The organism is Mesorhizobium sp. WSM4837 (assembly GCF_055811435.1).
Genome location: NZ_JBVVQE010000023.1, coordinates 78,612 through 101,475, shown reverse-complemented (window position 1 = coordinate 101,475; position 22,864 = coordinate 78,612). Strand labels below are relative to the sequence as shown.

At 62.6% G+C, this 22,864-nt stretch carries 21 protein-coding genes and 1 tRNA gene; 16 read left to right on the top strand and 6 right to left on the bottom strand.

From position 1 onward, the window contains the following. Positions 1-376 precede the first annotated feature (376 nt). From secA to AC0L3D_RS16000, 4 genes are all read left to right on the top strand, one after another. A complete protein-coding gene (gene secA, locus AC0L3D_RS16015; RefSeq protein ID WP_473645000.1) occupies positions 377-3,109 on the top strand; it encodes a preprotein translocase subunit SecA in 2,733 nt (910 codons plus the stop codon). Positions 3,110-3,484: 375 nt separating this feature from the next. Further along, on the top strand, positions 3,485-4,885 hold the full coding sequence (locus AC0L3D_RS16010; RefSeq protein ID WP_473645004.1) for a lipopolysaccharide biosynthesis protein: 1,401 nt from the start codon (positions 3,485-3,487) through the stop codon (positions 4,883-4,885). Next, entirely contained in the window at positions 4,885-6,165 is a 1,281-nt protein-coding gene (locus AC0L3D_RS16005; RefSeq protein WP_023797281.1) for a GNAT family N-acetyltransferase, read from the top strand. Before AC0L3D_RS16010 ends, AC0L3D_RS16005 begins: the two co-directional genes overlap by 1 nt. Positions 6,166-6,644: 479 nt before the next feature. Continuing rightward, positions 6,645-7,253 (top strand): hypothetical protein, encoded by a 609-nt coding sequence (locus tag AC0L3D_RS16000; RefSeq protein WP_473630407.1) that lies wholly within the window; start codon positions 6,645-6,647, stop codon positions 7,251-7,253. Between the two features lie 100 nt (positions 7,254-7,353). Here the strand turns inward: AC0L3D_RS16000 and AC0L3D_RS15995 are convergent. Beyond that, positions 7,354-7,438 (bottom strand) — tRNA-Leu (locus tag AC0L3D_RS15995). Positions 7,439-7,730: 292 nt separating this feature from the next. Here AC0L3D_RS15995 and AC0L3D_RS15990 point away from each other — a divergent pair. Beyond that, complete coding sequence (locus AC0L3D_RS15990) at positions 7,731-8,318, top strand: YqaA family protein (RefSeq protein ID WP_027153359.1); 588 nt, start codon at positions 7,731-7,733, stop codon at positions 8,316-8,318. Between the two features lie 93 nt (positions 8,319-8,411). Further along, a complete protein-coding gene (locus AC0L3D_RS15985) occupies positions 8,412-8,930 on the top strand; it encodes a disulfide bond formation protein B (protein ID WP_419697156.1) in 519 nt (172 codons plus the stop codon). Positions 8,931-9,082: 152 nt separating this feature from the next. Here the strand turns inward: AC0L3D_RS15985 and AC0L3D_RS15980 are convergent, their stop codons facing one another. Together AC0L3D_RS15980 and AC0L3D_RS15975 are read right to left on the bottom strand one after the other, a co-directional pair. Further along, a complete protein-coding gene (locus tag AC0L3D_RS15980; RefSeq protein WP_023797250.1) occupies positions 9,083-9,640 on the bottom strand; it encodes an HNH endonuclease in 558 nt (185 codons plus the stop codon). A gap of 229 nt (positions 9,641-9,869) precedes the next feature. After that, positions 9,870-10,511 (bottom strand): DNA-3-methyladenine glycosylase family protein, encoded by a 642-nt coding sequence (locus AC0L3D_RS15975; RefSeq protein WP_128246124.1) that lies wholly within the window; start codon positions 10,509-10,511, stop codon positions 9,870-9,872. 91 nt (positions 10,512-10,602) lie between these two features. On the opposite strand from AC0L3D_RS15975, the gene gluQRS reads away from it, so the two are divergent. Then, the gene (gene gluQRS, locus AC0L3D_RS15970) at positions 10,603-11,478 is read left to right on the top strand and encodes a tRNA glutamyl-Q(34) synthetase GluQRS (protein WP_473630524.1); all 876 of its coding nucleotides are present in this window, start codon (positions 10,603-10,605) and stop codon (positions 11,476-11,478) included. Between the two features lie 416 nt (positions 11,479-11,894). Further along, positions 11,895-12,770: a DMT family transporter gene (locus AC0L3D_RS15965; protein WP_128181671.1), complete on the top strand. Its 876-nt coding sequence runs from the start codon at positions 11,895-11,897 to the stop codon at positions 12,768-12,770. 49 nt (positions 12,771-12,819) lie between these two features. On the opposite strand, the gene AC0L3D_RS15960 is transcribed toward AC0L3D_RS15965, so the two are convergent. Then, positions 12,820-13,671 carry a YihY/virulence factor BrkB family protein gene (locus AC0L3D_RS15960; protein WP_031254136.1) on the bottom strand — a complete coding sequence of 284 codons (852 nt, stop codon included), beginning with the start codon at positions 13,669-13,671 and terminating at the stop codon, positions 12,820-12,822. A 57-nt stretch (positions 13,672-13,728) separates the two neighbouring features. Between AC0L3D_RS15960 and AC0L3D_RS15955 the strand changes: the two genes are divergently transcribed. The 7 genes from AC0L3D_RS15955 (at position 13,729) to AC0L3D_RS15925 (ending at position 19,276) form a co-directional block, all read left to right on the top strand. Then, entirely contained in the window at positions 13,729-14,595 is an 867-nt protein-coding gene (locus AC0L3D_RS15955; RefSeq protein WP_473629645.1) for an SDR family oxidoreductase, read from the top strand. Positions 14,596-14,618: 23 nt separating this feature from the next. Beyond that, positions 14,619-14,810, top strand: coding sequence for a twin transmembrane helix small protein (locus AC0L3D_RS15950; protein ID WP_023797244.1), 192 nt, complete (start codon positions 14,619-14,621; stop codon positions 14,808-14,810). 27 nt (positions 14,811-14,837) lie between these two features. Next, positions 14,838-15,419, top strand: a complete 582-nt coding sequence (locus AC0L3D_RS15945; RefSeq protein WP_473629646.1) for a cob(I)yrinic acid a,c-diamide adenosyltransferase — start codon at positions 14,838-14,840, stop codon at positions 15,417-15,419. Positions 15,420-15,442: 23 nt separating this feature from the next. Beyond that, entirely contained in the window at positions 15,443-16,246 is an 804-nt protein-coding gene (locus AC0L3D_RS15940; RefSeq protein WP_473629647.1) for a rhomboid family intramembrane serine protease, read from the top strand. 334 nt (positions 16,247-16,580) lie between these two features. Beyond that, positions 16,581-17,330, top strand: coding sequence for an electron transfer flavoprotein subunit beta/FixA family protein (locus AC0L3D_RS15935; RefSeq protein WP_023797241.1), 750 nt, complete (start codon positions 16,581-16,583; stop codon positions 17,328-17,330). Positions 17,331-17,350: 20 nt separating this feature from the next. Continuing rightward, on the top strand, positions 17,351-18,280 hold the full coding sequence (locus AC0L3D_RS15930; RefSeq protein WP_473629648.1) for an electron transfer flavoprotein subunit alpha/FixB family protein: 930 nt from the start codon (positions 17,351-17,353) through the stop codon (positions 18,278-18,280). A 117-nt stretch (positions 18,281-18,397) separates the two neighbouring features. Next, positions 18,398-19,276: a 3-hydroxybutyryl-CoA dehydrogenase gene (locus AC0L3D_RS15925; protein ID WP_023797239.1), complete on the top strand. Its 879-nt coding sequence runs from the start codon at positions 18,398-18,400 to the stop codon at positions 19,274-19,276. Between the two features lie 365 nt (positions 19,277-19,641). On the opposite strand, the gene AC0L3D_RS15920 is transcribed toward AC0L3D_RS15925, so the two are convergent. Beyond that, positions 19,642-20,763, bottom strand: a complete 1,122-nt coding sequence (locus AC0L3D_RS15920) for a DUF1501 domain-containing protein (protein ID WP_473644997.1) — start codon at positions 20,761-20,763, stop codon at positions 19,642-19,644. Continuing rightward, entirely contained in the window at positions 20,754-22,094 is a 1,341-nt protein-coding gene (locus AC0L3D_RS15915; protein WP_473629650.1) for a S8 family peptidase, read from the bottom strand. Before AC0L3D_RS15915 ends, AC0L3D_RS15920 begins: the two co-directional genes overlap by 10 nt. Positions 22,095-22,287: 193 nt before the next feature. Here AC0L3D_RS15915 and AC0L3D_RS15910 point away from each other — a divergent pair, with 193 nt between their 5' ends. Further along, on the top strand, positions 22,288-22,863 hold the full coding sequence (locus tag AC0L3D_RS15910) for a hypothetical protein (protein WP_473629651.1): 576 nt from the start codon (positions 22,288-22,290) through the stop codon (positions 22,861-22,863). Position 22,864: the final 1 nt, after the last annotated feature.

Here is a 22,864-nt window from a genome sequence, read left to right as displayed (position 1 = left end):
GCTGGGCGGGGGCTGGTTGGGCGGGCGCGGTGTCCTGCGCCATCGCTGGCGACAGCGACAGCGCCGTCAGCCCGAATGCCAGGCCAAGGCTGGCGAGCGACGCGCGGCGGAACAATAAGGACATACAATTAACTCCAATGGGGGATAGCTAGGGCGGGATGGCTTCCAGACCAGCCGGATTGTGGCGGAATTTGGCACGGTCGTCAGGGCCAGCGCGCCGTTGACATCGATTGAGCCCCCTCTTATCTGTCCAACGACTTTGCGTCCAGAACCGTTTTCCGGGCGCTTTTTGCGTTTGTCCGCGTCTCACGTGGATTTGATGGGGCCGGCCGGCACCCGTCGCAACGACTTGGAATGCTATCGAAAGGACCATTGAATGGTCAGTTTTGGCGGTCTCGCCCGTAAGGTTTTCGGCTCCTCCAACGATCGCCGGGTCAAGTCGACCCGACCGCGCGTTGAAGCGATCAACGCCATGGAAAACGAGATGCGGGCGCTCTCCGACGCCGAACTGACGGCCCGCACGGAAAAATTCCGCCAGGACGTCGCCAACGGCGCCAGTCTCGACGATCTCCTGGTGCCGGCCTTCGCCACCGTGCGCGAAGCGGCGCGCCGCGTGCTCGGCATGCGCCCGTTCGACGTGCAGCTGATCGGCGGCATGGTGCTGCACAATGGCGGCATCGCCGAGATGCGCACCGGCGAGGGCAAGACGCTGGTCGCCACCCTGCCCGTCTATCTCAACGCGCTCGCCGGCAAAGGCGTCCATGTCGTCACCGTCAATGACTATCTTGCCACACGCGACTCCGAATGGATGGGCCGCGTCTACAAATTCCTCGGCCTTACGGTCGGCGTCATCGTCCATGGCCTGTCCGACGAGGAACGCCATGCCGCCTACGCCGCCGACGTCACCTACGCCACCAACAACGAGCTCGGCTTCGACTATCTGCGCGACAACATGAAATACGAGCGCGCCCAGATGGTGCAGCGCGGCCACAGCTACGCGATCGTCGACGAGGTCGATTCCATCCTCGTCGACGAGGCGCGCACGCCGCTGATCATTTCCGGTCCGCTCGAGGACCGCTCGGAAATGTACAATACCATCGACGCCTTCATGCTGAAGCTCGAGCCGGCCGACTATGAGATCGACGAGAAGCAGAAGACCTCGATCTTTACCGAGGATGGCACCGAGAAGCTGGAAAACCTTTTGCGCGACGCCGGCCTGCTCAAGGGTGAGTCGCTCTACGACGTCGAGAACGTCGCCATCGTCCACCACGTCAACAATGCGCTCAAGGCGCACCAGCTGTTCCAGAAGGACAAGGACTACATCGTGCGCAACGGCGAGATCGTCATCATCGACGAATTCACCGGCCGCATGATGCCGGGCCGCCGCTATTCGGAAGGCCTGCACCAGGCGCTCGAGGCCAAGGAGCATGTGGCGATCCAGCCGGAGAACCAGACGCTCGCCTCCGTCACCTTCCAGAACTATTTCCGCCTCTACAAGAAGCTCGCCGGCATGACCGGCACGGCGCTGACCGAGGCCGAGGAATTCGCCAACATCTACAATCTCGACGTCACCGAGATCCCGACCAATCTGCCGGTCATCCGTATTGACGAGGACGACGAGGTCTACCGGACCGTCGAGGAGAAGTACAAGGCGATCGTCAGGGAGATCAAGGAAGCCCGCGAAAAAGGCCAGCCTACCTTGGTCGGCACCACCTCGATCGAGAAATCCGAGCTGCTGGCCGCACGCCTGCGCAAGGAAGGTTTTGCCGATTTCGAGGTGCTGAACGCCCGCCACCATGAGCGTGAGGCGGCGATCGTCGCCCAGGCGGGTAAACCCGGCGCCATTACCATTGCCACCAACATGGCCGGCCGCGGCACCGACATCCAGCTCGGCGGCAATGCCGACATGCGCATCGCCGAGGAGCTTGGCGACATGCCGGCCGGCCCCGAGCGCGACGCCAGGGAAAAGGCAATCCGCGACGACGTCGCCCGGCTGAAGGAGAAGGCGCTCGCCGCCGGCGGCCTCTACGTGCTCGCCACCGAACGCCATGAATCGCGCCGCATCGACAACCAGTTGCGCGGCCGCTCGGGCCGCCAGGGCGATCCCGGGCGCTCAAAATTCTTCCTGTCGCTGCAGGACGATCTGATGCGCATCTTCGGCTCCGAGCGCATGGACGGCATGCTGCAGAAGCTTGGCCTCAAGGAAGACGAGGCGATCATCCACCCCTGGATCAACAAGGCGCTGGAAAAGGCGCAGAAGAAGGTCGAGGCGCGCAATTTCGACATCCGCAAGAACCTGCTGAAATATGACGACGTCTCGAACGACCAGCGCAAGGTGGTGTTCGAGCAGCGCCTCGAACTGATGGACGGCGAAGGCCTGTCCGAAACCATCGCCGAGATGCGCGAGGGCGTCATCGAGGAGATCGTCGCCAAGGCCATTCCCGAAAACGCCTATGCCGAGCAGTGGAACGTCGCCGGCCTCAAGGCCGAGGTCGCCGAATTCCTCAATCTCGACCTGCCCATCGAGGACTGGGTCAAAGAAGAGGGCATTGCCGAGGACGACATCCGCGAGCGCATCAGCCAGGACGCCGAGACCGCTGCCAAGGAGCGTGCAGAGCGCTTCGGCCCCGACGTGATGGCCTATGTCGAGCGCTCCGTGGTGCTGCAGACGCTCGACCATCTGTGGCGCGAGCACATCGTCAACCTCGACCACCTGCGCTCGGTCGTCGGCTTCCGCGGCTACGCCCAGCGCGATCCGCTGCAGGAATACAAGGGCGAGGCGTTCGAGCTGTTCCAGGCGATGCTGGGCAATCTGCGCCAGGCCGTCACCGCGCAATTGATGCGCGTCGAGCTGGTCCGCCAAGCCGCCGAAGCGCCGCCGCCCGAGGCGCCCGACATGTTCGGCAGTCATCTCGACGGCACTACCGGCGAGGACGATTTTGATGGCGGCGAGACCGGCCTTCTGGTTCGCCAGGAGACCCACGCCACCGTCGCCCCCGAGAACCGCGACCCGCAAAACCCCGCCACCTGGGGCAAGGTCGGCCGCAACGAGGCCTGCCCGTGCGGGTCAGGGAAAAAGTACAAGCATTGCCACGGGGCGTTCGCGTAAGCACCCACTTCCCTTCTCCCCGTTCACGGGGAGAAGGTGCCCGAAGGGCGGATGAGGGGCGACGCCAACGCCCACGATTAGCCAATCTCCCCACCCGTGGGGGGATGGCCGGCTGGCGAGAGGGGGGCGCTGTCCCGTCGACACCGGAAATGGGCCTTCAGCTCTTATTTCTTTCCATCAGCTGGCCTGTCGTTTCGTCGCGTTCTGCCGCGAACGGTGAACATGTCACAAAGCCGGCGCCCCTCATCCGCCTGCCGGCACCTTCTCCCCGTGAACGGGGAGAAGGGAACACTCCTACCTCCCACCCAACCGTTTCTTAATGTGTTTTGACTACACCCAGACCCGAAAAGAAGCCGAGAACGGAGTGTGATCAGGGTGCGCTTTTCCGCGGCGACGACAGCCGGGCGGTTCCTGCCGCAGCGCCTTGCGCTGCGCGCAAAGCCGCTGCTTGGCCGCATCGATGCCGTGCTGTTCACCGCCGACGAGCGCGGCGAAGCCAGCCGCATGTCGCTGATCGCCTTTTCCATCCGCATCGTCAGCGCCGTCATCGCTTTCGTCAGTCAGGTGCAGATGGCGCGCTGGATGGGCTCGTTCGAGTATGGCATTTTTGTCCTTGTCTGGGTGACGATGGTGATCGTCGGCAATCTCGCCTGCCTCGGCTTCCACACCTCGATCATCCGCTTCATTCCCGAATATCGCGAGCGCAACATGCTGGCCGAACTGCGCGGCATCGTGCTGACCAGCCGCCTGTTCGTGCTGGTCGCCTCGACGGCGATCGCCGGACTGGGCGCGCTCGGCGTCTGGCTGCTCTCGCCGTTTATCGAGAACTACTATGTCGTGCCGTTCATCCTCGGCCTCATCTGCATGCCGATGATCGCCATGTCCGATCTGCTGCAGGGGCTGGCGCGGGCCAACTCGTGGGCGCTGTTTGCGCTGGCGCCGACTTATCTGGTGCGGCCGGTGCTGATCCTGGCGCTGATGGCGCTGATGCTTCTGGTCGGCTTTGCGCCCGATGCCAGGACGGCGATCTTCGCCTCGATCGCCGCCACCTATGCCACCACGCTCGGCCAGCTCATCGGCATCACTGCGCGCCTCGGCAAAAAAATCCCGGCCGGGCCGAGGAAGCTGCATTTCGCGCAATGGTTCCTCGTGTCGCTGCCGATCTTCCTGGTCGAAGGCTTCTTCTTCCTGCTCACCAATGCCGACGTGCTGATGGTCGGCGCCTATATGAATCCCAACGACGTCGCCGTCTATTTCGCCACGGTCAAGACGCTGGCGCTGGTGCATTTCGTCTATTTTGCGGTCAAGGCGGGCGTTGCCCAGCGCTACGCGCAATTCACCCATGGCGAGCCCGAAAAGCTCGCCGCCTTCGCCCGCGAAACCGTGTCGTGGACGTTCTGGCCATCGCTGTTGATGGCGCTGCTGGTGCTGGTGCTGGGCGAGCCGATGCTGAGCTTGTTCGGGCCTGAATTCGTTGCCGGCTACCCGCTGTTGTTCCTGCTGGTCTTCGGCGTCGTCGCCCGCGCCGCCGTCGGCCCCTGCGAAAGCCTGCTCACCATGAGCGGCAACCAGAATATCTGCGCCGCCGTCTACGCCATGACGCTGGCCTTCAACATCGGCCTCAATCTGGTGCTGATCCCGCTTTTCGGCCTGTGGGGCGCGGCGATGGCCACCGCCTTCGCGATGATCTTCGAAGCCGGCGCGCTGTCCTTCACGGTCTGGCGCAGGCTCGGCATCGTCATGGTCATTTTCGTAGCCGCCAAAGGAGCCGCGTGATGGCTGCCATCCCGTTGCTCGAGGAAACCAGCGGCGGCCCGGCCGGCGCCCTGGTGTCGGGCCTCGCCGGGCTCGCCCGCGAAGCCGATCCCGCCCATATCGAATTGTTGGCCAACGGCCGGCCCCAGCGCAAACTGGCAATTTACGCCGCCTCCGCCGGCTTCGACCTGGTCGAGGAACTCGACTATCTCTGCGCCCGCACGATCGAGCCCAACGTGTTCTTCAACCCGCGCTTCCTGGCACCCGCCATGCCGCGACTGGAAGACCGCGAGGTGCGGCTGGCGGTCATCCGCGACGGCGACGAATACCGCAACCGGCTGCGCTTGCTGGTGCCGTTCTCGGTGGAGCGGCCGGCGACGCCGCTCGGCGTGCGGGTGATGCGCACATGGTCGAGCCCGTTCGGGCCGATCGGCACGCCGCTGGTCGACCGCGACGATCCCGTCGGCGTCATCGAGGATTTCTTCGCGATGCTGTCGCGGCCGCATCTCAAACTGCCAAAAGTCTTCGTGCTGCCCGACATCCGGCTCGACGGCCCGGTGGCCAGCCTGCTGGCCACCGTCGCCGAGACGCGTGGCCTGACGCTGGTCACCACCGGCAAGGCCGAACGGCCGATGCTCGAAAGCGAGATCGACGGCGATGAGTATTTGAAGGCCTCGCTGCGCTCGCACCATTATCGCGAGTTCCGCCGCCTAAAACGCCGCCTCGCCGACCTGGGCAGGCTGGAGCATCAGGTGGCGCGCGGACCGGAAAACATCCGCCATGCCATCGAGCGTTTTTTGACGCTTGAGGCCGCCGGCTGGAAAGGCCGCGAGCGCACCGCCATGGCCATCGACCGCTACCGCGCCGCCTTTGCCCGCGAGGCCGTGCACCGGCTGGCCGAACGCGACCTGTGCCGCATCCATTCACTGACGCTCGATGACCGCACCATCGCTTGCCTGGTCGTCTTCGTCGAGGCCGGCGTCGCCTACACCTGGAAGACGGCCTATGACGAGACGCTCGCCGCCTATTCGCCGGGCACGCTGCTGATGATCGAGGTGACCAGGCAGCATCTCGACGATCCCAACATCATGATGACCGATTCCTGCGCCGTGCCCGACCATCCGGTGATGAGCCGGCTATGGACGGAGCGCCGGCCGATCGGCACGCTGGTCCTCGGCCTGACGCCGGACGCCGACCGCCTCGCCCGCCAGGCGGCGTCGCAGATCCACCTCTACCGCGAAACCCGCAACATGGCGCGCCTGCTGCGCAACCGGGTGAAGAGCTTGCTGGGACGGCGGTAGGGCAAAGTGCGGCTCTCCCTTCTCCACTTGTGGGAGAAGGTGGCCGCCCACGGGTCTTGCCTCCGGCAAGCCCGAGGACAGGCTCCGCGGCCGGACGAGGGGTGCTCCAGCTTGGCACGGCCGCGCTCCGTCCAGCACCCGTCTTGGCGCTGGTGGTCGGCGGCGCATCATCCAGGACCATCGCCTGGTCTACCGCGCCGCCGCGTCGCTTCGCTCCTTGCTCCGGCCTGGGAATGACGAAGGCGCAGGGGGCTTACGCTAATCACCAGCGCTGGAAATTGGCAGCTGCAGGCCGGCGGCAGCGACCGTCCACAGTCCCTTTCAGACTCAGTGGAAGAACTGTGTCGAAGGCCTAGGTCATCAGGGTTAATTCTCCCAACCAGCGGAAAGGATTAGCATCGGCGACAATCTCGGCCGCGCAACCAGCATCATTGCCGCCTCGGTCCTGCACGGCCAGAACAAAAATCTGGGAGGAATGCATGACGAAAACAATTCACTTCAGGCGTGGCAGTATTCTCGCTTTGACCGGCCTCATCGGCGCCTGCCTGACTGCGGCCGCGGGTCAGGCCGCCGAGCCCGGCAAGGTCGAGATCGATGCCCTGAAACAATCGCTTTCGAAGTACGAAGACTACAAGGCCGCCATTCGCGACCTCTACCTGTCGACGGTCGGATGCGTTTATTACAGCGGCGAAAAAGTGGCTGGAGCTATGGATTACCCGAAGGGCGCGATGGGCATTCATTTCGTCAACGTCGCGAGCGTCAGCCCGACACCAGATCCGGCGCGCCCCAATGTCCTTATCTATGAGCCGGTCGACGGCGGCTTGCGCCTGGTGGCCGTGGAATGGCTTGTTCCGCTGACGCCCGACACCAAGGAACCGCCGAAACTGTTTGGACAGACGTTCCAGGGGCCGATGGAGGGGCATTATCCGCTTATTCCGGTGGAGTTCTACCATTACGATCTTCACGTCTGGCTGTTCAAAGACAACCCACTTGGAATGTTCAGCCCGACGAACCCCGACGTGAAATGCGACAATTACGCGTTTCCGATGCCGGAGCAGCCGACCAAGATGGTGCCGGGGCCGATGTAATGGCGACTTAGTCTACGCAATGGCCCGGCCTCAATTGGGGTATCCCAGGTGCGCCTGGGATAACCTCCCACCGAGCTTTCAAGGTGTCTCGGGTAGAAAATGGTGCCCCTAGCCGGGATCGAACCAGCACTCCTTGCGGAACTCGATTTTGAGTCGAGCGCGTCTACCAATTCCGCCATAGGGGCTCAGGCCGGGCGGCCTGGATGGGCGCGGACTATACGGTTGGAGGCCTGTTCGTCAACTGGCCAATTCGGGGTGGCCAATTCCGGGCATTCGGCTTTCGCTCGGCCGCAGCCTTTCGATTTCGTGAAGCTACGGCCATTGTGCGGCGCGAAAAATCTTTCTAGACAGGCAGCGCAGCATTGAAGCGCGCCGCGTCTGGAGAGATTCATCTGGCGTGCTTTTGGGCTTGGTTTTTATGCATATTGTTGTCCCAAAGGTGCTGCGTTTTTTGGGCGACGTGCATCAGGAGTGCCGATGCTTCGCGGACTTTACGACTGGACCTTGTCGCTGGCGGCGAAGAAATCCGCCGAATGGTGGCTGGCCTTCATCGCTTTCGTCGAAAGCTCGGTATTTCTCGTGCCGGCCGACGTGCTCTATCTGCCGATGGCGCTGTCACGGCCGGATCGCGCCTATCGCTACGCGCTGGTCGCCACGCTGGCCTCCGTTCTGGGTGGCATAGCCGGCTGGTACATCGGCCACTACGCCTATGACACGGTGGCGCGGCCGATCCTTGAATTCTACGGCAAGTATGACGACTTCGAGACACTGCGCGTCTCGGCGGGCACCGGATTCATCGTCCTGATGCTGATCACCTCCGGCCTCGCCCATCTGCCGCCGATCAAGGTGGTGACGATCCTGTCCGGCGTCATCGGCACGCCTTTGCTGCTGTTCATCGTGCTGGCGATCGTGGCGCGCGGCGCCCGTTTCCTGTTCCTCGCCTGGCTGCTGCGCCGCTATGGCGAACCGATCCGCGAGTTCATCGAAAAGCGCCTCGGCATGATCGCCGGCGCTGGCGCAGCTGCCCTGATTTCGCTCTATATCGTCGTCAAATACGCGTTTTAGAGCATGATCCCGAACCGAAGGTCAGCGTAGCAAAAAAGTGGGCGCCAGCTTTCGGAAAAGATCATGCTCAACAAGAAGGCGAACGGCAGATCGATGACAGCGACCGTGAATGCCGACCCTGGACGCCAGCGCATGCGGACGGCGTTGTTCCTCGCCGCCGCCATGGCCGCCACCGTCGGCTCAGCGCTGGCCTTCCAGCATCTCGGCGGCTACATCCCCTGCAAGCTCTGCCTGGAGCAACGCACCCCCTATTACATCGGCGTGCCGCTGATGCTGCTGGCGGCGGCTGCGTCGACATTGCGCGCCCCCGCGTGGCTGACACGCGGCCTGCTGGCCGTCGGCGGCCTGCTGATGGTCTACGGCGTCTATCTCGGCGTCTATCACTCCGGTGTCGAATGGGCGTGGTGGCCGGGGCCGACCGACTGTGCAGCGGCTGCCGGTCCGGTCGATACCGGCGGCAAGGGCGTGCTCGATGCGCTCGACAGATTCGTCCCGCCCTCCTGCGACAAAGCGGCCGTGCGCATCCTTGGCCTGTCGCTGGCCGGCTGGAACGCCATCGCCAGTTTTGTCCTGGCCGTCATCGCCTTCCGCGGCGCCTTTGCCCGCGACTGAGCTGCACAGCGCAGAGTTCGTCCAGAAATTCGTCAGGCCGAAGCGCATGACGTGGGTTTCGAGAACCGAAGCGGAGCGTACTTACAGTACGTGAGCACCGGAAGCGCAGAAAGCTGCGTCAGGCGACCGGCATGGCGGATTTCTGCCGAACTCTATGGCTCCAGTTCGACATCCCAGTAGAGATAATCCATCCAGCTTTCATGCAGATGGTTGGGCGGGAACAAGCGGCCATTGTTGTGCAGGTCGTGCACCGTCGGCTGAAAAGGTTTCTGCAGCGGCCACATCTTGGCGTGCGCCGGCATCATGCCGCCCTTCCTCAGATTGCAGGGCGAGCAGGCGGCGACGACATTCTCCCACGTCGTCGCGCCGCCGCGATGGCGGGGAACGACATGGTCGAAGGTCAGATCCTCCGGCGTGCCGCAATACTGGCACTGGAAACGGTCGCGCAGGAAGACGTTGAAGCGGGTGAAGGCCGGATGCCGCGATGGCTTCACATAAGCTTTCAGGCTGACGACGCTCGGCAGCTTCATCGAGAAGGTCGGCGACGACACCGCGTGCTCGTATTCGGCGACGATGTTGACCCGCTCGAGGAACACCGCCTTGATGGCGTCCTGCCACGACCAGAGCGACAGGGGGTAATAGCTGAGCGGACGGTAATCCGCGTTCAGCACCAGTGCTGGAAGCCCATCCGGAGATACGGCAACCGTCACGTCATTGACCTCCTTGGTTCAGCGCATGACCCCGAAATCGGTTCGATTTTCGGAAGGGATCATGCGCAGCTTCAAAAAGTCCTACAGCGTCCTTTGCGCATCCAACTGGATGCGCGGCGCTGTAGCCTGTCGGCGCGGATACTGTAAGCCCGACATGACAGGGATGTGAAGCGGCTTGTCGATCAATCGCAGCGCTAAAAATGCATGATTTTCATGCTTTTTTACGGATTCAGCCAGGCGGCGCGGCGTCCCTGCCCCGGGTTTCACGATAATACGCCCAAAAAAGCCGTGATGCGACACCGCGCCACGGGCTCCATGATTCGGCGAGCTTGATCAGCGTTTTCTCGGGCGGGCGCGGGTCGATGCCGAGCGCGTGGCCGACCGCGCTCTGTAGAGCAACGTCGCGTGCCGGGAAGACGTCGGGGTGACCGGCGGCGAACAGAAGATAGACTTCCGCCGTCCACGGACCGATGCCTGACACCTTGGTCATCGCCGCGATCGCCTCCGCGGCGTCGAGCAAACAGAGATGATCGAGGTCGAGCCCATCGACCACCGCCTGGGCGACGGCGATCAGCCCGCGCTGTTTCGGCCGCGACAGTCCGGCTTCGCGAAAGATGGCTTCGTCAGCGGCAAGGATGGCTTGCGGCGTCAGCGGATCGACGAGTTTTGTCAGCCGCCCGAACATCGCGTCGGCGCTGGCGCGGGATACCTGCTGCGAGACGATGATCGAGGCAAGGCTTCTGAACCCCGGCTCGGACAGCCGAAGCGGCACCTCGCCGGCCATGCCGCGCACCTTTTCCAGGCGCGGGTCGAGCAGGCAGAGCGCGTCGAGCCCTTGCGAGACGTCGTCGAGCGTGGCGATGCGTTGCATGTCTGCTTGTTCCCGGCGCAAAGTGGCAGATGTAATCAGGCGCAAAATAGCAACTGGCGAAAGCGCCGCACAACCCGATTGCCGCCGAACGATGACACTCCTGACATTCCGCTTCGCGCCGAGCCCGAATGGCGAACTGCATCTCGGCCATGCCTATTCGGCGCTGCTCAATCAAAAGTTGGTCAGCACAACCGGCGGGCGGCTGTTGCTGCGCATCGAGGACATCGACACGACGCGCTGCACGCCGGAATTCGAGGCCGGCATTTTTCGCGACCTGGAATGGCTCGGGCTTGGCTGGGAACAACCGGTGCGCCGTCAGTCCGAACATTTTTCGGACTATCAGACGGTGCTCGATCGGCTGATCAGCGAGGAACTCGTCTACCCGGCCTTCATGAGCCGTGGCGAAATCCGCGCCTTCATTGCCGACCGCGAAAGGCGCGGCCGCGACTGGCAGCGCGACCCGGACGGGGTGCCGCTCTATCCCGCCGTCGACAAGGCGTTGACTATGAGGGAACGCCAGCGACGGATGGCCGAGAATGCGCCTTTCGCCTGGCGGCTCGACGTCGATGCTGCGATGGCGCGCGTCGGCACGGGTCTGTCATGGCTGGAATTTTCCGATGAAAGCCTTTGCACGACACGCACGATAGAAGCCCGCCCGCAGGACTGGGGCGACGTGATCGTGGCGCGCCGTGAAATCCCGACAAGCTATCATCTCGCCGTCGTCGTCGACGACGCGCTGCAGGGCATCAGCCACGTCGTGCGCGGCCAGGACCTCTATTCCGCCACCGGCGTGCAGCGCCTGCTCCAGGAGATCCTCGGCCTGCCGCAACCAAGCTACTTCCACCATCGTCTGGTCCTGGGCCCGGACGGACGAAAGCTGTCGAAGAGTTTTGCCGATACCGGCCTTGCCGCCTTGCGCGAGGCCGGCGCATCACCGGAAGACGTCCGGCGGTTGGTTGGGATTTAGTCCCAGACACGGTCGTTTTTGACAGGGCAGCGACCGGCAGCGAACGGCTCAAAATAAAAGCGCTCTGTAGCGATCCTTCGCGCCCCCCTCTGTCCTGCCGGACATCTCCCCCACTTGGGGGGAGATCGGACTTCATCACTGATTTCGCCAACCACCAACCGTGCAAAAAAGGACGCTGTCCGCGAAGCTGCCGATCTCCCCCCTTGTGGGGGAGATGTCCGGCAGGACAGAGGGGGGCGCTGTCCCTCCGCTATCAAAGGTTCTGCACCGCAGCAGCGTTTTTGATCCTCCCTGATCCAGAGCGCATCCTTCATTCGAGCCTATGGATCAACCGTTTGGTTTTGCTAGCCGGGTTGAACCGCATTACAGCAGTCCCGTACAAAACCCCTCACCGAGCACGCGGCAGCCTTTCAAAAATGCGCAGCATCAAGCGGTTCATCCCCGCCTCCTTTGTCGTCCTGTGGGCGACCGGCTTCATCGGCGCGCGTTATGCCATGCCGTGGGCCGAGCCTTTCACCTTCCTGGCCGCTCGTTTCGTGCTGGCCGCCGTGCTGTTGGCCGCCTTGATGGCAGCACTCGGCTCCAGGCGAGCGACGCGCAAGGAGGCGTTTCACGCGACCGGCGCCGGCATCCTGATGCATGGCGTCTATCTCGGCGGCGTGTTCTGGGCCATCCACAGGGGCATGCCAGCCGGGTTATCGGCCTTGATCGTCGGGCTGCAGCCGCTGATCACCGCAGTGATGGCCGGCCGATTTCTCGGCGAGGCGATCCTGCCGCGCCATTGGGCCGGCCTCACTGTCGGACTTGCCGGCGTGGTCATCGTGCTTTGGCCGAAGCTCGGAACGCTCGGCGGCGGCGTGACGGCCGAGACGCTGGCCGCCTCGCTTGTCTCGGTGCTTGGCATGAGCGCCGGCACGATCTGGCAGAAGCGCTTCGCCTCCGGCGGCGATCTCGTGGCGGCCACCACTTGGCAATATGTCGGCGGTGCATCGGTGATGGCTTTGGCCTCGCTCGCTTTCGAGACGCGAACCGTCATCGTCAATGGCGAGTTGATCTTCGCCATGGCATGGCTGGTGCTGGTGCTGTCGATCGGCGCCATCTTCCTGTTGATGGTGATGATCCGCGACGGCGAGATGTCGAAAGTCGCTTCGCTGTTCTATCTGGTCCCGGCCGTCACCGCGGTCATCGCCTGGCTGTTGTTCGGCGAACAGTTGAACTTGGTCCAGATCGTCGGCATGGCGATCGCGACGCTCGGCGTCGGGTTGGCAACCGCTCAGCCGACCAAAGCATGATCCCGAAAAGTGGGACCGGGTTTCGAAAAGATCATGCTCAAAACAAGAATCAGCCAACTCGCGCGCGTGCCTCCAGATAGCGGCTGATCGCGGCATTGAGTTCACCGCCGAGAATGAAGATCGCCGAGACCATATAGAGGAAGACGACCGCGACCATGATCGAGGCAAGGCCGGCATAGGTCGTCACATAGGACGAGAAACGGTCGAGATAGGCGGCGAAGATGGTCGACCCGATAAGCCAGGCAATCAGCGTGAAGATGATGCCCGGTATGATCGAGACGAAGCGGCGCTTGCCCGCAGGCAGCCAGTAATGCACCGCGAACAGCCCGCCGACGATGACGACCGAGGCGATGATGTAACGCCACAGCGTGATCGTTCCCATATAGGGTTTTACCCATTCGAAATTGGCCTCGGCCAGCCGCGCCAGCAACGGCGCAAACACCAGAAGCACGCTGATCGCCAGAAAACCTGCCGTGGCGATCAGCACGAAGGCGATACTCTGTACCCGGCGGTAGATGATGCCGCGCGTTTCGGAAACGCGGTAGGCGCGGTTGAGCGAGGTGCGCAGCGCCTCGATGCCGTTCGAGGCGAAGAAGGCGGCAAGCAGCACGCCATAGGTCAACAGGTCGGTGCGCTGCACGGTGAGCACGTTGAGCACCTCGCGCGCGATCGGCTCGGCGATCTGCTCGGGCCAGGTGTCGAAGACGATATGCACGGCGGTGTCGGCAAAAGCCTGTGCGCCGAGGAAGCTGGCCAGCGTCGTGGCGAAAATCAGAAAAGGGAACAGCGCCATCAGCGCCGTGATCGCCAGATGACTGGCCATCGCCCAGCCATCGTCTGCATCGAAATGGCCGAACGCGTCATAGAGCACGCGCTTGAGGGCTACGATCTTCCGCAACAAGAACCGCGTTCCCTTCGATTGTCTCGACGCCGCGAATATGGGAAGGGATTGCGGCAAATGGCAAGCCTAGGTCAAAACACGCTTCCTCCTGGAGAAGAGTTGCGCACCATCATCATCACCGGAGCTTCTTCCGGGATAGGCGCCTATTGCACCCGGGCGCTGAAGGCGGAAGGCTGGCGGGTGTTCGCGACGGCACGCAAGCCGGAGGACATCGCCGCCCTCGAGGCCGACGGCATCGAGGCTTTCTATCTGGATTATTGCGAACCGGGATCCATCGAGACGCTGGTGGCGTCGGTGCTGGAGCGGACCGGCGGACGGCTCGATGCCCTGTTCAACAACGGCGCCTACGCCCAGCCCGGCGCCGTCGAGGACCTGCCGGTCGCGGCGCTCAGGGAGCAATTCGAGGCGAATGTCTTCGGCTGGCATGATCTCACCCGCCGTGTCGTGCCGGTGATGCGGCGCCAGGGCCATGGCCGTCTTGTCCACTGCTCCTCGATCCTCGGCCTGGCGCCGCTGCCCTTTCGCGGCGCCTATTCGGCGTCGAAGCACGCGATCGAAGGGCTGATGCTGTGCATGCATCAGGAACTCCAGGGCAGCGGCATCCATGTCTCGCTGATCGAGCCGGGGCCAGTGACATCGAAGATCGCCACCAACGGCCTTGTGTGGTTTCTCAGGAATATCGACCGTGAGAATTCCGTGCACCGCCTCGCTTACGAGGCGCAGCTGCAACGGCTGCAGGCCGGCGGCAGCACGTCACGGCTGAAGCCCGGGCCGGCGGTGGTTCATGCGGCCTTGCGCCATGCGCTTCTGTCGCGGCGCCCGCGTCCGCATTATGTGGTAACGGTGCCGGCCAGGATCGGCGTTGTCCTCAAACGCATCCTGCCGGCATCAATGCTCTACCGCCTGCTTGCCAAACGCGCCTGAACGCAATCGACTGGAAACACTCTATGGCAACCGTCTTCAACATCCTCGCTGTTCTCGTCATGGTCGCCGTGGTGATCGTGCTGATCCGCGGCCTCATCAATATGATGCGCGGCGGCTCCGGCATGACCTCCAACAAGCTGATGCAGACGCGCGTGCTGCTGCAGTTCGTGGCATTGGTGCTGATCATGCTGGCGGTGTATTTCACCCGCAAGTGACGAGGTGGCGATTTCGGGAGGCAGAGCGTGGTCAAGCTCAACAAGATCTACACCCGTACCGGCGACGACGGCACCACCGGCCTTGGCACCGGTGAGCGGCGGCTGAAATCCGATCTGCGCATCGACGCCTATGGCACGGTCGACGAAGCCAATGCCTGCATCGGCATGGCCCGCATCCACACCGCGGCAACACACCCGGCGATCGACGCGATGCTCGGCCGCATCCAGAACGACCTTTTCGACCTCGGCGCCGATCTGGCGGTGCCGGATGACGGCAAGCCGCTCGGTTATGAGCCGCTGCGCATCACCGCTGTGCAGACCGACCGCGTCGAAAAGGACATCGACCTGCTCAACAAGGACCTGCAGCCGCTCAAATCCTTCGTGCTCAACGGCGGCACGCCGGCGGCGGCGGCCCTTCACCTCGCCCGCACGGTGGCGCGGCGGGCCGAGCGCATCATGGTGGCTTTGATGCAGGCCCCGGGCGAGCACGTCAGCCGCGAGGCGATAAGATACATCAACCGCGTATCGGACTTTCTGTTCGTCGCCGCACGCGTGGTCAATGACAATGGAAACGCCGACGTGCTATGGGTTCCCGGCAAGAACCGCTGAATCTGCCGAGGCGGAGGGGTCCGATGTTCATCCCGCTTTATGACACCAACCGGCTGCGCCACATCAAGCAGCAATATGTCACGATCGGCCTGATCGCGTTCAACACGCTCATCTACTTCGCCACCGCGCTTGGCGGCGAGCAATTCACCAACGCCGCTGTGCTGGGGCTCGGCTTCATCCCGTCGGTCGTCCACGACAGCGTCGAACTGGCTCCGCAGTTTGTCGTCATCCCGGAGAGCCTGAGCTACGTCACCTATTCCTTCCTGCATGCCGATATTTTCCATCTCGGCGGCAACATGCTGTTCCTGTGGGTGTTCGGCGACAATGTCGAGGACGCGCTCGGTCATATCCGCTTTCTCGCCTTCTATCTGCTCTGCGCCATCGCCGGCGCCTTCTTCCAGGGCCTGATCGCGTGGGACTCGCAGGTTCCGCTGATCGGCGCCTCAGGCGCCATTGCCGGCGTGGTCGCCGCCTATCTGATCCTCTATCCCAGGGTGAAGGTATGGGTGCTGGCCTTCGCCCGCATTCCGCTGCGTATCCCGGCCTTCATCCCGCTCATCCTGTGGATCCTGTTCCAGATCGTGATGTTCGCCGCCGGTGGCGAGGATCAGATTTCCTGGGCCTGCCATGTCGGCGGCATCATCGCCGGGGCCGTTCTGGTGCTCGTCTTGCGCAACCGCGCCGTAGCGCTGCTTGCCGGTGCGGACGAAGAGGCAGTGGTGGTCGCCGGCCAAATGCCTGTTGCCGCAGAGCCGGCGCCAGGCGAGCCGCTGCCGGCGCAGCCGGCGCCGCGCTGGGGACGGGCAAGCGCCTCCAGTCCGGACTGACCCGATTTTCCGGACTGAACCGATTTGAGTGCGGCGCGGATGATTTGGGCGCGCCCCGGATATTGACGTGCGGGGTCGCCGCAACTACGGAAGCGTTCCCACACCAATGCATGTCGCGCAAAACTGTGCAGCGGTTTTGCGATAACGGCATGCATGGAACACACATCCTGAAGCGCGTCGCGTGAGGTCGGCCAAATACGACGCGCTTTAGACGGTCGGAGACCAGAATTCCGTCCGGAATGTCGGCTTTCGACAACTCTGAAGAGGCGCACACTGCTATAGCGCGCCCGACTATCTTGAAAGAGGTGGCTATCGTGAAAGAGGTGACAGGCAAATGAAGATCCTTGTGCCCGTGAAGCGGGTTGTGGATGCGAATGTCAAGGTTCGTGTGAAGGCTGACGGTTCGGCGGTGGAACTCGCCAACGTCAAGATGGCGATGAACCCGTTCGACGAGATCGCGGTCGAAGAGGCGATCCGGCTGAAGGAGGCCGGCAAGGCGGAGGAGATCATCGTTGTCTCGATCGGGCCGCAGCAGGCGCAGGAGACCTTGCGCACCGCGCTCGCCATGGGCGCCGACCGCGCCATCCTGGTCAAGACCGACGAGCAGACCGAGCCGCTGGGTGTCGCCAAGGTGCTGAAGGGCGTGGTCGAGGCGGAAAAGCCCGGTCTCGTCATTCTCGGCAAGCAGGCGATCGACGACGATTCGAACCAGACCGGCCAGATGCTGGCCGCACTTCTGGGCTGGGCGCAAGGCACTTTTGCCTCCAAGGTCGTTATCGATGGCGACAAGGCCAAGGTGACGCGCGAGGTCGATGGCGGCCTGCAGACGGTGGAGCTGAAGATGCCGGCGATTGTCACCGCGGATCTTCGCCTCAACCAGCCGCGCTATGCCTCGCTGCCCAACATCATGAAGGCCAAGAAGAAGCCGCTCGACGAGAAATCTCCCGCCGATTACGGCGCCGACGTCAAGCCGCGGCTGAAGGTGATCAAGACCGAGGAGCCGGGCGGCCGCAAGGCGGGCGTCAAGGTCAAGAGCGTCGCCGAACTGGTCGACAAGCTCAAGAACGAAGCTGGCGTGCTGTAGGGCTGGGAAGGGACAAAAAGATGACAATTCTTCTGATTGCCGAACACGACAATGCGACGCTTTCCGACCAGACCGCCAAGGCGCTTTCGGCGGCACTGCAGATCGGCTCCGACGTGCATGTGCTGGTCGCCGGCAACGGCGCCAAACCGGCAGCGGACGCCGCCGCCAAGCTCAAGGGCGTGAGCAAGGTGCTGCTTGCCGAAGCCGACGAGCTCACCGAGCGTCTCGCCGAACCGCTGGCGGCGCTCGTCGTCGGCATGGCCGATGCCTATGACACGATCGTCGCGCCGGCGACCTCCTCGGGCAAGAATGTCGCGCCGCGCGTGGCAGCCCTGCTCGATGTCGCGCAGGTGTCGGAGATCATCGAGATTGTCTCGCCCGACACCTTCAAGCGGCCGATCTATGCCGGCAACGCCATCCAGACGGTGCAGTCGAGCGACGCCAGGAAGGTGATCACCGTGCGCACCGCCTCCTTCCAGGCTGCACCCGAGGGCGGTTCAGCCCCGGTCGAGACGGTTCAGGCAGCAGTCAATCCCGGCCTGTCGAGCTTCGTCGAGAACAGGCTTTCCGAGACCGACCGTCCGGAGCTGACTTCGGCCAGGATCATCATCTCGGGCGGCCGCGCGCTGGGCTCCTCGGAGAAGTTCCAGGAAGTCATCCTGCCGATCGCCGACAAGCTCGGCGCCGCCGTCGGCGCCTCTCGTGCCGCAGTCGATGCCGGCTATGCGCCGAACGACTGGCAGGTCGGCCAGACCGGCAAGGTGGTCGCACCCGATCTCTACATCGCCGTCGGCATCTCCGGCGCCATCCAGCATCTTGCCGGCATGAAGGATTCGAAGGTCATCGTCGCCATCAACAAGGACGAGGAGGCGCCGATCTTCCAGGTCGCCGACTACGGCCTCGTCGGCGACCTTTTCGTCATTCTGCCGGAACTGCAAAAGGCGCTTTGACGCCTTCTGCCAAAGCGTATTAAATTGTGAAGGGCGGGGTAGACGAAGTCGCCCCGCCCTTTTAGTTTGCACCGCACAAAAAGCAGGCCGCAAAGGCCATTTGACGGGATCGGTGTAATGAACAAGATCGAGACGATCGGCATCATCGGGGCGGGCCAGATGGGCGGCGGCATCGCCCATGTATCCGCGCTGGCGGGCTACAAGGTGCTGGTTTACGACATCTCGCCCGAGCGCATCGAAAAGGGCATCGCCACGATCAGCGGCAACATGGCCCGCCAGGTCGGCTCCGGCAAGCTCGAGGAAAAGCTGCGCAACGAGGCGATGGCGCGCATTTCGTCAGCACCGACCATGGCCGACCTTGCCGGTGCCGATCTGGTGATCGAGGCAGCGACCGAGGACGAGACGGTCAAGCGCAAGATCTACGCCCAGCTCTGCCCGCAGCTCAATCCGGAAGCCATCCTGGCGACGAACACCTCGTCGATCTCGATCACACGTCTCGCCGCGCAGACCGACAGGCCGGAGCGTTTCATCGGCATCCATTTCATGAATCCGGTTCCAGTGATGAAGCTGGTCGAACTGGTGCGCGGCATTGCCACCGAGGACCAAACCTTCGAAGCGGCAAAGGCCTATGTGAACCATCTCGAGAAGACGATCACCGTCTCGGAGGATTTTCCAGCCTTCATCGTCAACCGCATCCTGCTGCCGATGATCAACGAGGCGATCTACACGCTCTATGAAGGGGTCGGCTCGGTCGACGCGATCGACACCGCCATGCGGCTCGGCGCCAACCATCCGATGGGACCGCTGCAGCTTGCCGATTTCATCGGCCTCGACACCTGCCTGTCGATCATGCAGGTGTTGCATGACGGCCTGTCGGATTCGAAATACCGGCCCTGCCCGCTGCTGGTGAAATATGTCGAGGCCGGCTGGCTCGGCCGCAAGACCGGACGCGGCTTCTACGACTATCGCGGCGAGCACCCCGTTCCGACGCGCTGACCGGCGATACGAGCCAGCGCGCGCGGTCGCGCTGAGTGAAGACCATGCGGCTGTTCCGTCGACAGCTTCGTGGCCGCGGTTAGAAGACCGCATCGGGGCCGATCCTTGCCCGTTTGCTCGCCGACCGCCGAAGCTCGATTGATTTGGCTCAGACCAGCCCGGCAGAGCGTTTCACGTAGAGCATTCTGCAGCCAAGTGGAACCACTTGGCGTCGCACAAATGCGGCTAAAACTGCGCTGGCTGGGTCGCAACCAGCCGCGTGCCGGGCCGGCAACATCACGCGGAGGCGCAACGAAAGCGGCCTGTCCACGTGCTGCGGTCGACGAGGAGAGCGAAGGACTCCCCGCCATCGAACTTGCGGCTGATTATGCACGAAACAGTGCGTCAATAGTCGGCGATTCCGCTGCGTCTGGAAAAAGAATGGCTGTCCTAAGATCAGAAAAGCCAAGGTGTTTCGCCAGCACGGCTTTTATGATCGACCGCACGTCCGTTGTCGCAGCCAAGTCCGTCCCGCCATGAAGCCGATCAGACGCGAGCCCGGGCCAACGGTTGCCGATCCAACTGCCCGTGATGGCGCCGCCCATCAACAATGTCACACTGGCTGTGCCGTGGTCCGTGCCACCCTCCTGGTTGGGTAGCACCGAGCGTCCGAACTCGGTGACCGCCAGGATCACCGTTTCTCGCCAGGCTGAACCCGATGCTCGGGCAAATGAGACGAGGCCGCGCGCAAGAGCATCCAAACTGCGCGCCAGCCTTCCGGACTCCCCGCCTTGCGCAACATGCGTATCGAAGCCGGCCAATTCGAGCATCGCTACCCGCGGGCCGCCCGGTGCAGAAAGAGCCAGGGCCGCGTTGCTCGCCGCATCGATGAATTGGGCCGCATCGGAGGCCGCGCGGTACTCAAGCAACCCTTCGCTACCCTGTTCGCCAGGTGGGCATGTGCCCTCCGAGCAACGACGAGCGATGTCGAGCCGAGGATTGGCCAATGCGAGATCGCACAGAAGGTCGATTGACCGGTCAACAGATCGGGGCCGCCACACCGAACACTGCCGGCGCGACAACGCGGACGCAGCCCGGCCAAGCCATGCGGACCCGCCGTCATCGATCTCGCCATCGAACAGCGCCTTCTGGGCGGACGCGTGGGACCGGCCGACGCCCGGAACTGCCGTCGCGGGCACGATCGCGAGTTCACCGGCTGCAAAGTAAGGCATGAGTGGTGCGAGCGCGGGATGAAGCGCAAAAAGGCCGTCGAGCTTGAGCGCCTCCGCAACGCCGGAGCCTCCCAAGGGCACAGGTGTGCCGCGCACAGTTGCGAAATGCGGGTCGCCATATGGCGGCACGGCGGCAAGCGCATCAAGCCCGCCGCGAAGATAGACGAGCAACAGGCGGGGATCGGCAGAGATGCCCGAGGCGCCCGCCGCTCCTACACCGCCGAACGCGGACGCTAAGACGAGACCTTGCAGGGCTGCTCTTCGAGTCAGTTGCATCGTGGACGCTCTGAACGAGGGTCAACCGGCGTTCCCCTGGCCTTGAACCCCAGACGGTCTGCGTCGGGAATGAGTTCGTTTTGCAGCTGATAACGGTATATCGTCTGACCAGGGGGAACAAGCAGGCCGGCCAGTGCGGGGGCTGCGAAGGAAGTACCCGAACAGACGTTCTGCCTTAGGTTTCCCCCTTTGCTCTTCCACAATGAAAGCACATTGACGCTCGGTTCCGAATAAGACGCGCCGAAAGCCCCTTCACGCCACAGCTTTTCGCACCAGCCGGTATTGCCGCCGCATTTCTCTTGATCAGCATTGACAATATATTCGCTATCAGAAGCCGACACGCTGTATATCGCTCCCGTCTTGCTTCCCACCGTGACTGGTGATGTGTATGGCGCAGTATTCGCAGGGAAGTATGACTGGACCCAAGGCCCTTCATCGTCGTCCTGAGCATTGCCCGCCGCTACCACGATGCGGACCTGGCGGTCGGCAATCTGGTAAATCAACGCATCGAGCTCTTTGAGATTCTCCATCTGGCTTCCACGTTTGGTACTCTCCAGAAACTTCGCGCCCCAACTCAGGTTCAAAATGTCTCCAGCGACCGCATGGTCAAGAACATATCTGAGCGCGAGATTTGGCCCTCCGAGAATTTTCGTCTTCCTGTTTCTGAAAGCCTTCACAATTTTAAGTGGAGCGTTGGGGCTAACGCCCATCAGGCCGCGTTGATTCGAGCGCTTTCCTCCGATGATCCCTGCGACCATCGTTCCGTGCCCGACCTTATCGGTGGCTCTTCTCACCGCAGCCTGGTCCGGAGTGTTCGGGTAAACGTACACCGGCTGACACGGACTACTCGTACAATCCGCAATTTCTCTGACATTAAGAAGTCCCGCGAGAAACACATTAGCATCAACGCCGCTATCGACTATCCATACGGTTGCTGCATCGCTTGGAGCGGCCTGAGGTGGTCCAACCACCCTGCAGACGTTCTCAGGAACGACATCATAGCTGACCTGATTCATGACATCCGGCCCATCGCACGTCGCACCGTCGAATAGATCGACCTCAAAGGGGTCAGCTTCGCGGTACCCCTTTGAAATGAGCTTTTTAATTTCAGCTTCCGAGAAGGTTCCCGTGACCATGCTGATGCCCATATCAGGCATGTCGACCGCCTGCAGCTTGGCCCCACCTGAAATCGTTCTGTCTAGCGCACTGACATCGCGGTGGAACTCGTCGTTTCGAGTGATGTCAACGATGAAGGTCTTCTCGACCGCATCAATCTCGCTGAAATCCTCCTGGCCCGACGCTTCCTGTCCGATGATGCCCAGAACGACCAAGAGACTACCGAGCACGAATGCGCGAAATGGGCAAAGTATCATACCGCCCTCAAGTTATGTTACTACGCTGGGAATAACAGAATGCTCCTAACGCGGCTGCCTGTCCATTAAAACATACGACTGCATGTTGGGCTCTACTTGTGAGCCACACGAAATGCGTCTAGGCTATTTATACAGGCGACGGGAGTGGGCTATGCCCAAGGTAGCACTGAAGGACGGCCGGCAAGCGCAAGAGATCGGCGCGGCGATCATTGGGGCTTGGCTCAAGCTTTTGCCTGCTTCAGCAACCATCCTGACCATGGACGATCGAAACCCGCTAACGATCACTATTGATCGGGCGGCTTTTGCCGTTGGTAGCAATGTCAGGCTTCGGCAAGGATCCAACGCCGTTGTCGAGGGAATCCGAGTGCGCTCCACAACGGTAACGGTGCAACACTCACAAAAGTTGGTCCTAGAAGATTACGGCGGGCAGGACGTAAATTATACAGGCGACAGCCTGGAAAACGGTGAAGCCATCCCCGATGCCGCAGCTTATGCAGACTTGAAACGTGACCTCAAGATCGTGTTGGAAGATATTGTGGAGGACGGCGTGACGGTCGAAGTCCATCTGGACGGGCCTAAGTTGATCAACGTTGCGGTCCCCCGCCTTCCGGAAGACGTTCTGACTCGGGGCGACCTTATCGAGTATCTCCGCGAATATCACCGCTACGGCCAAGGCAGGCATTATCACGACGAGCTTGCCACCGCCGTTCTATTCGGCTGCCGCTAAG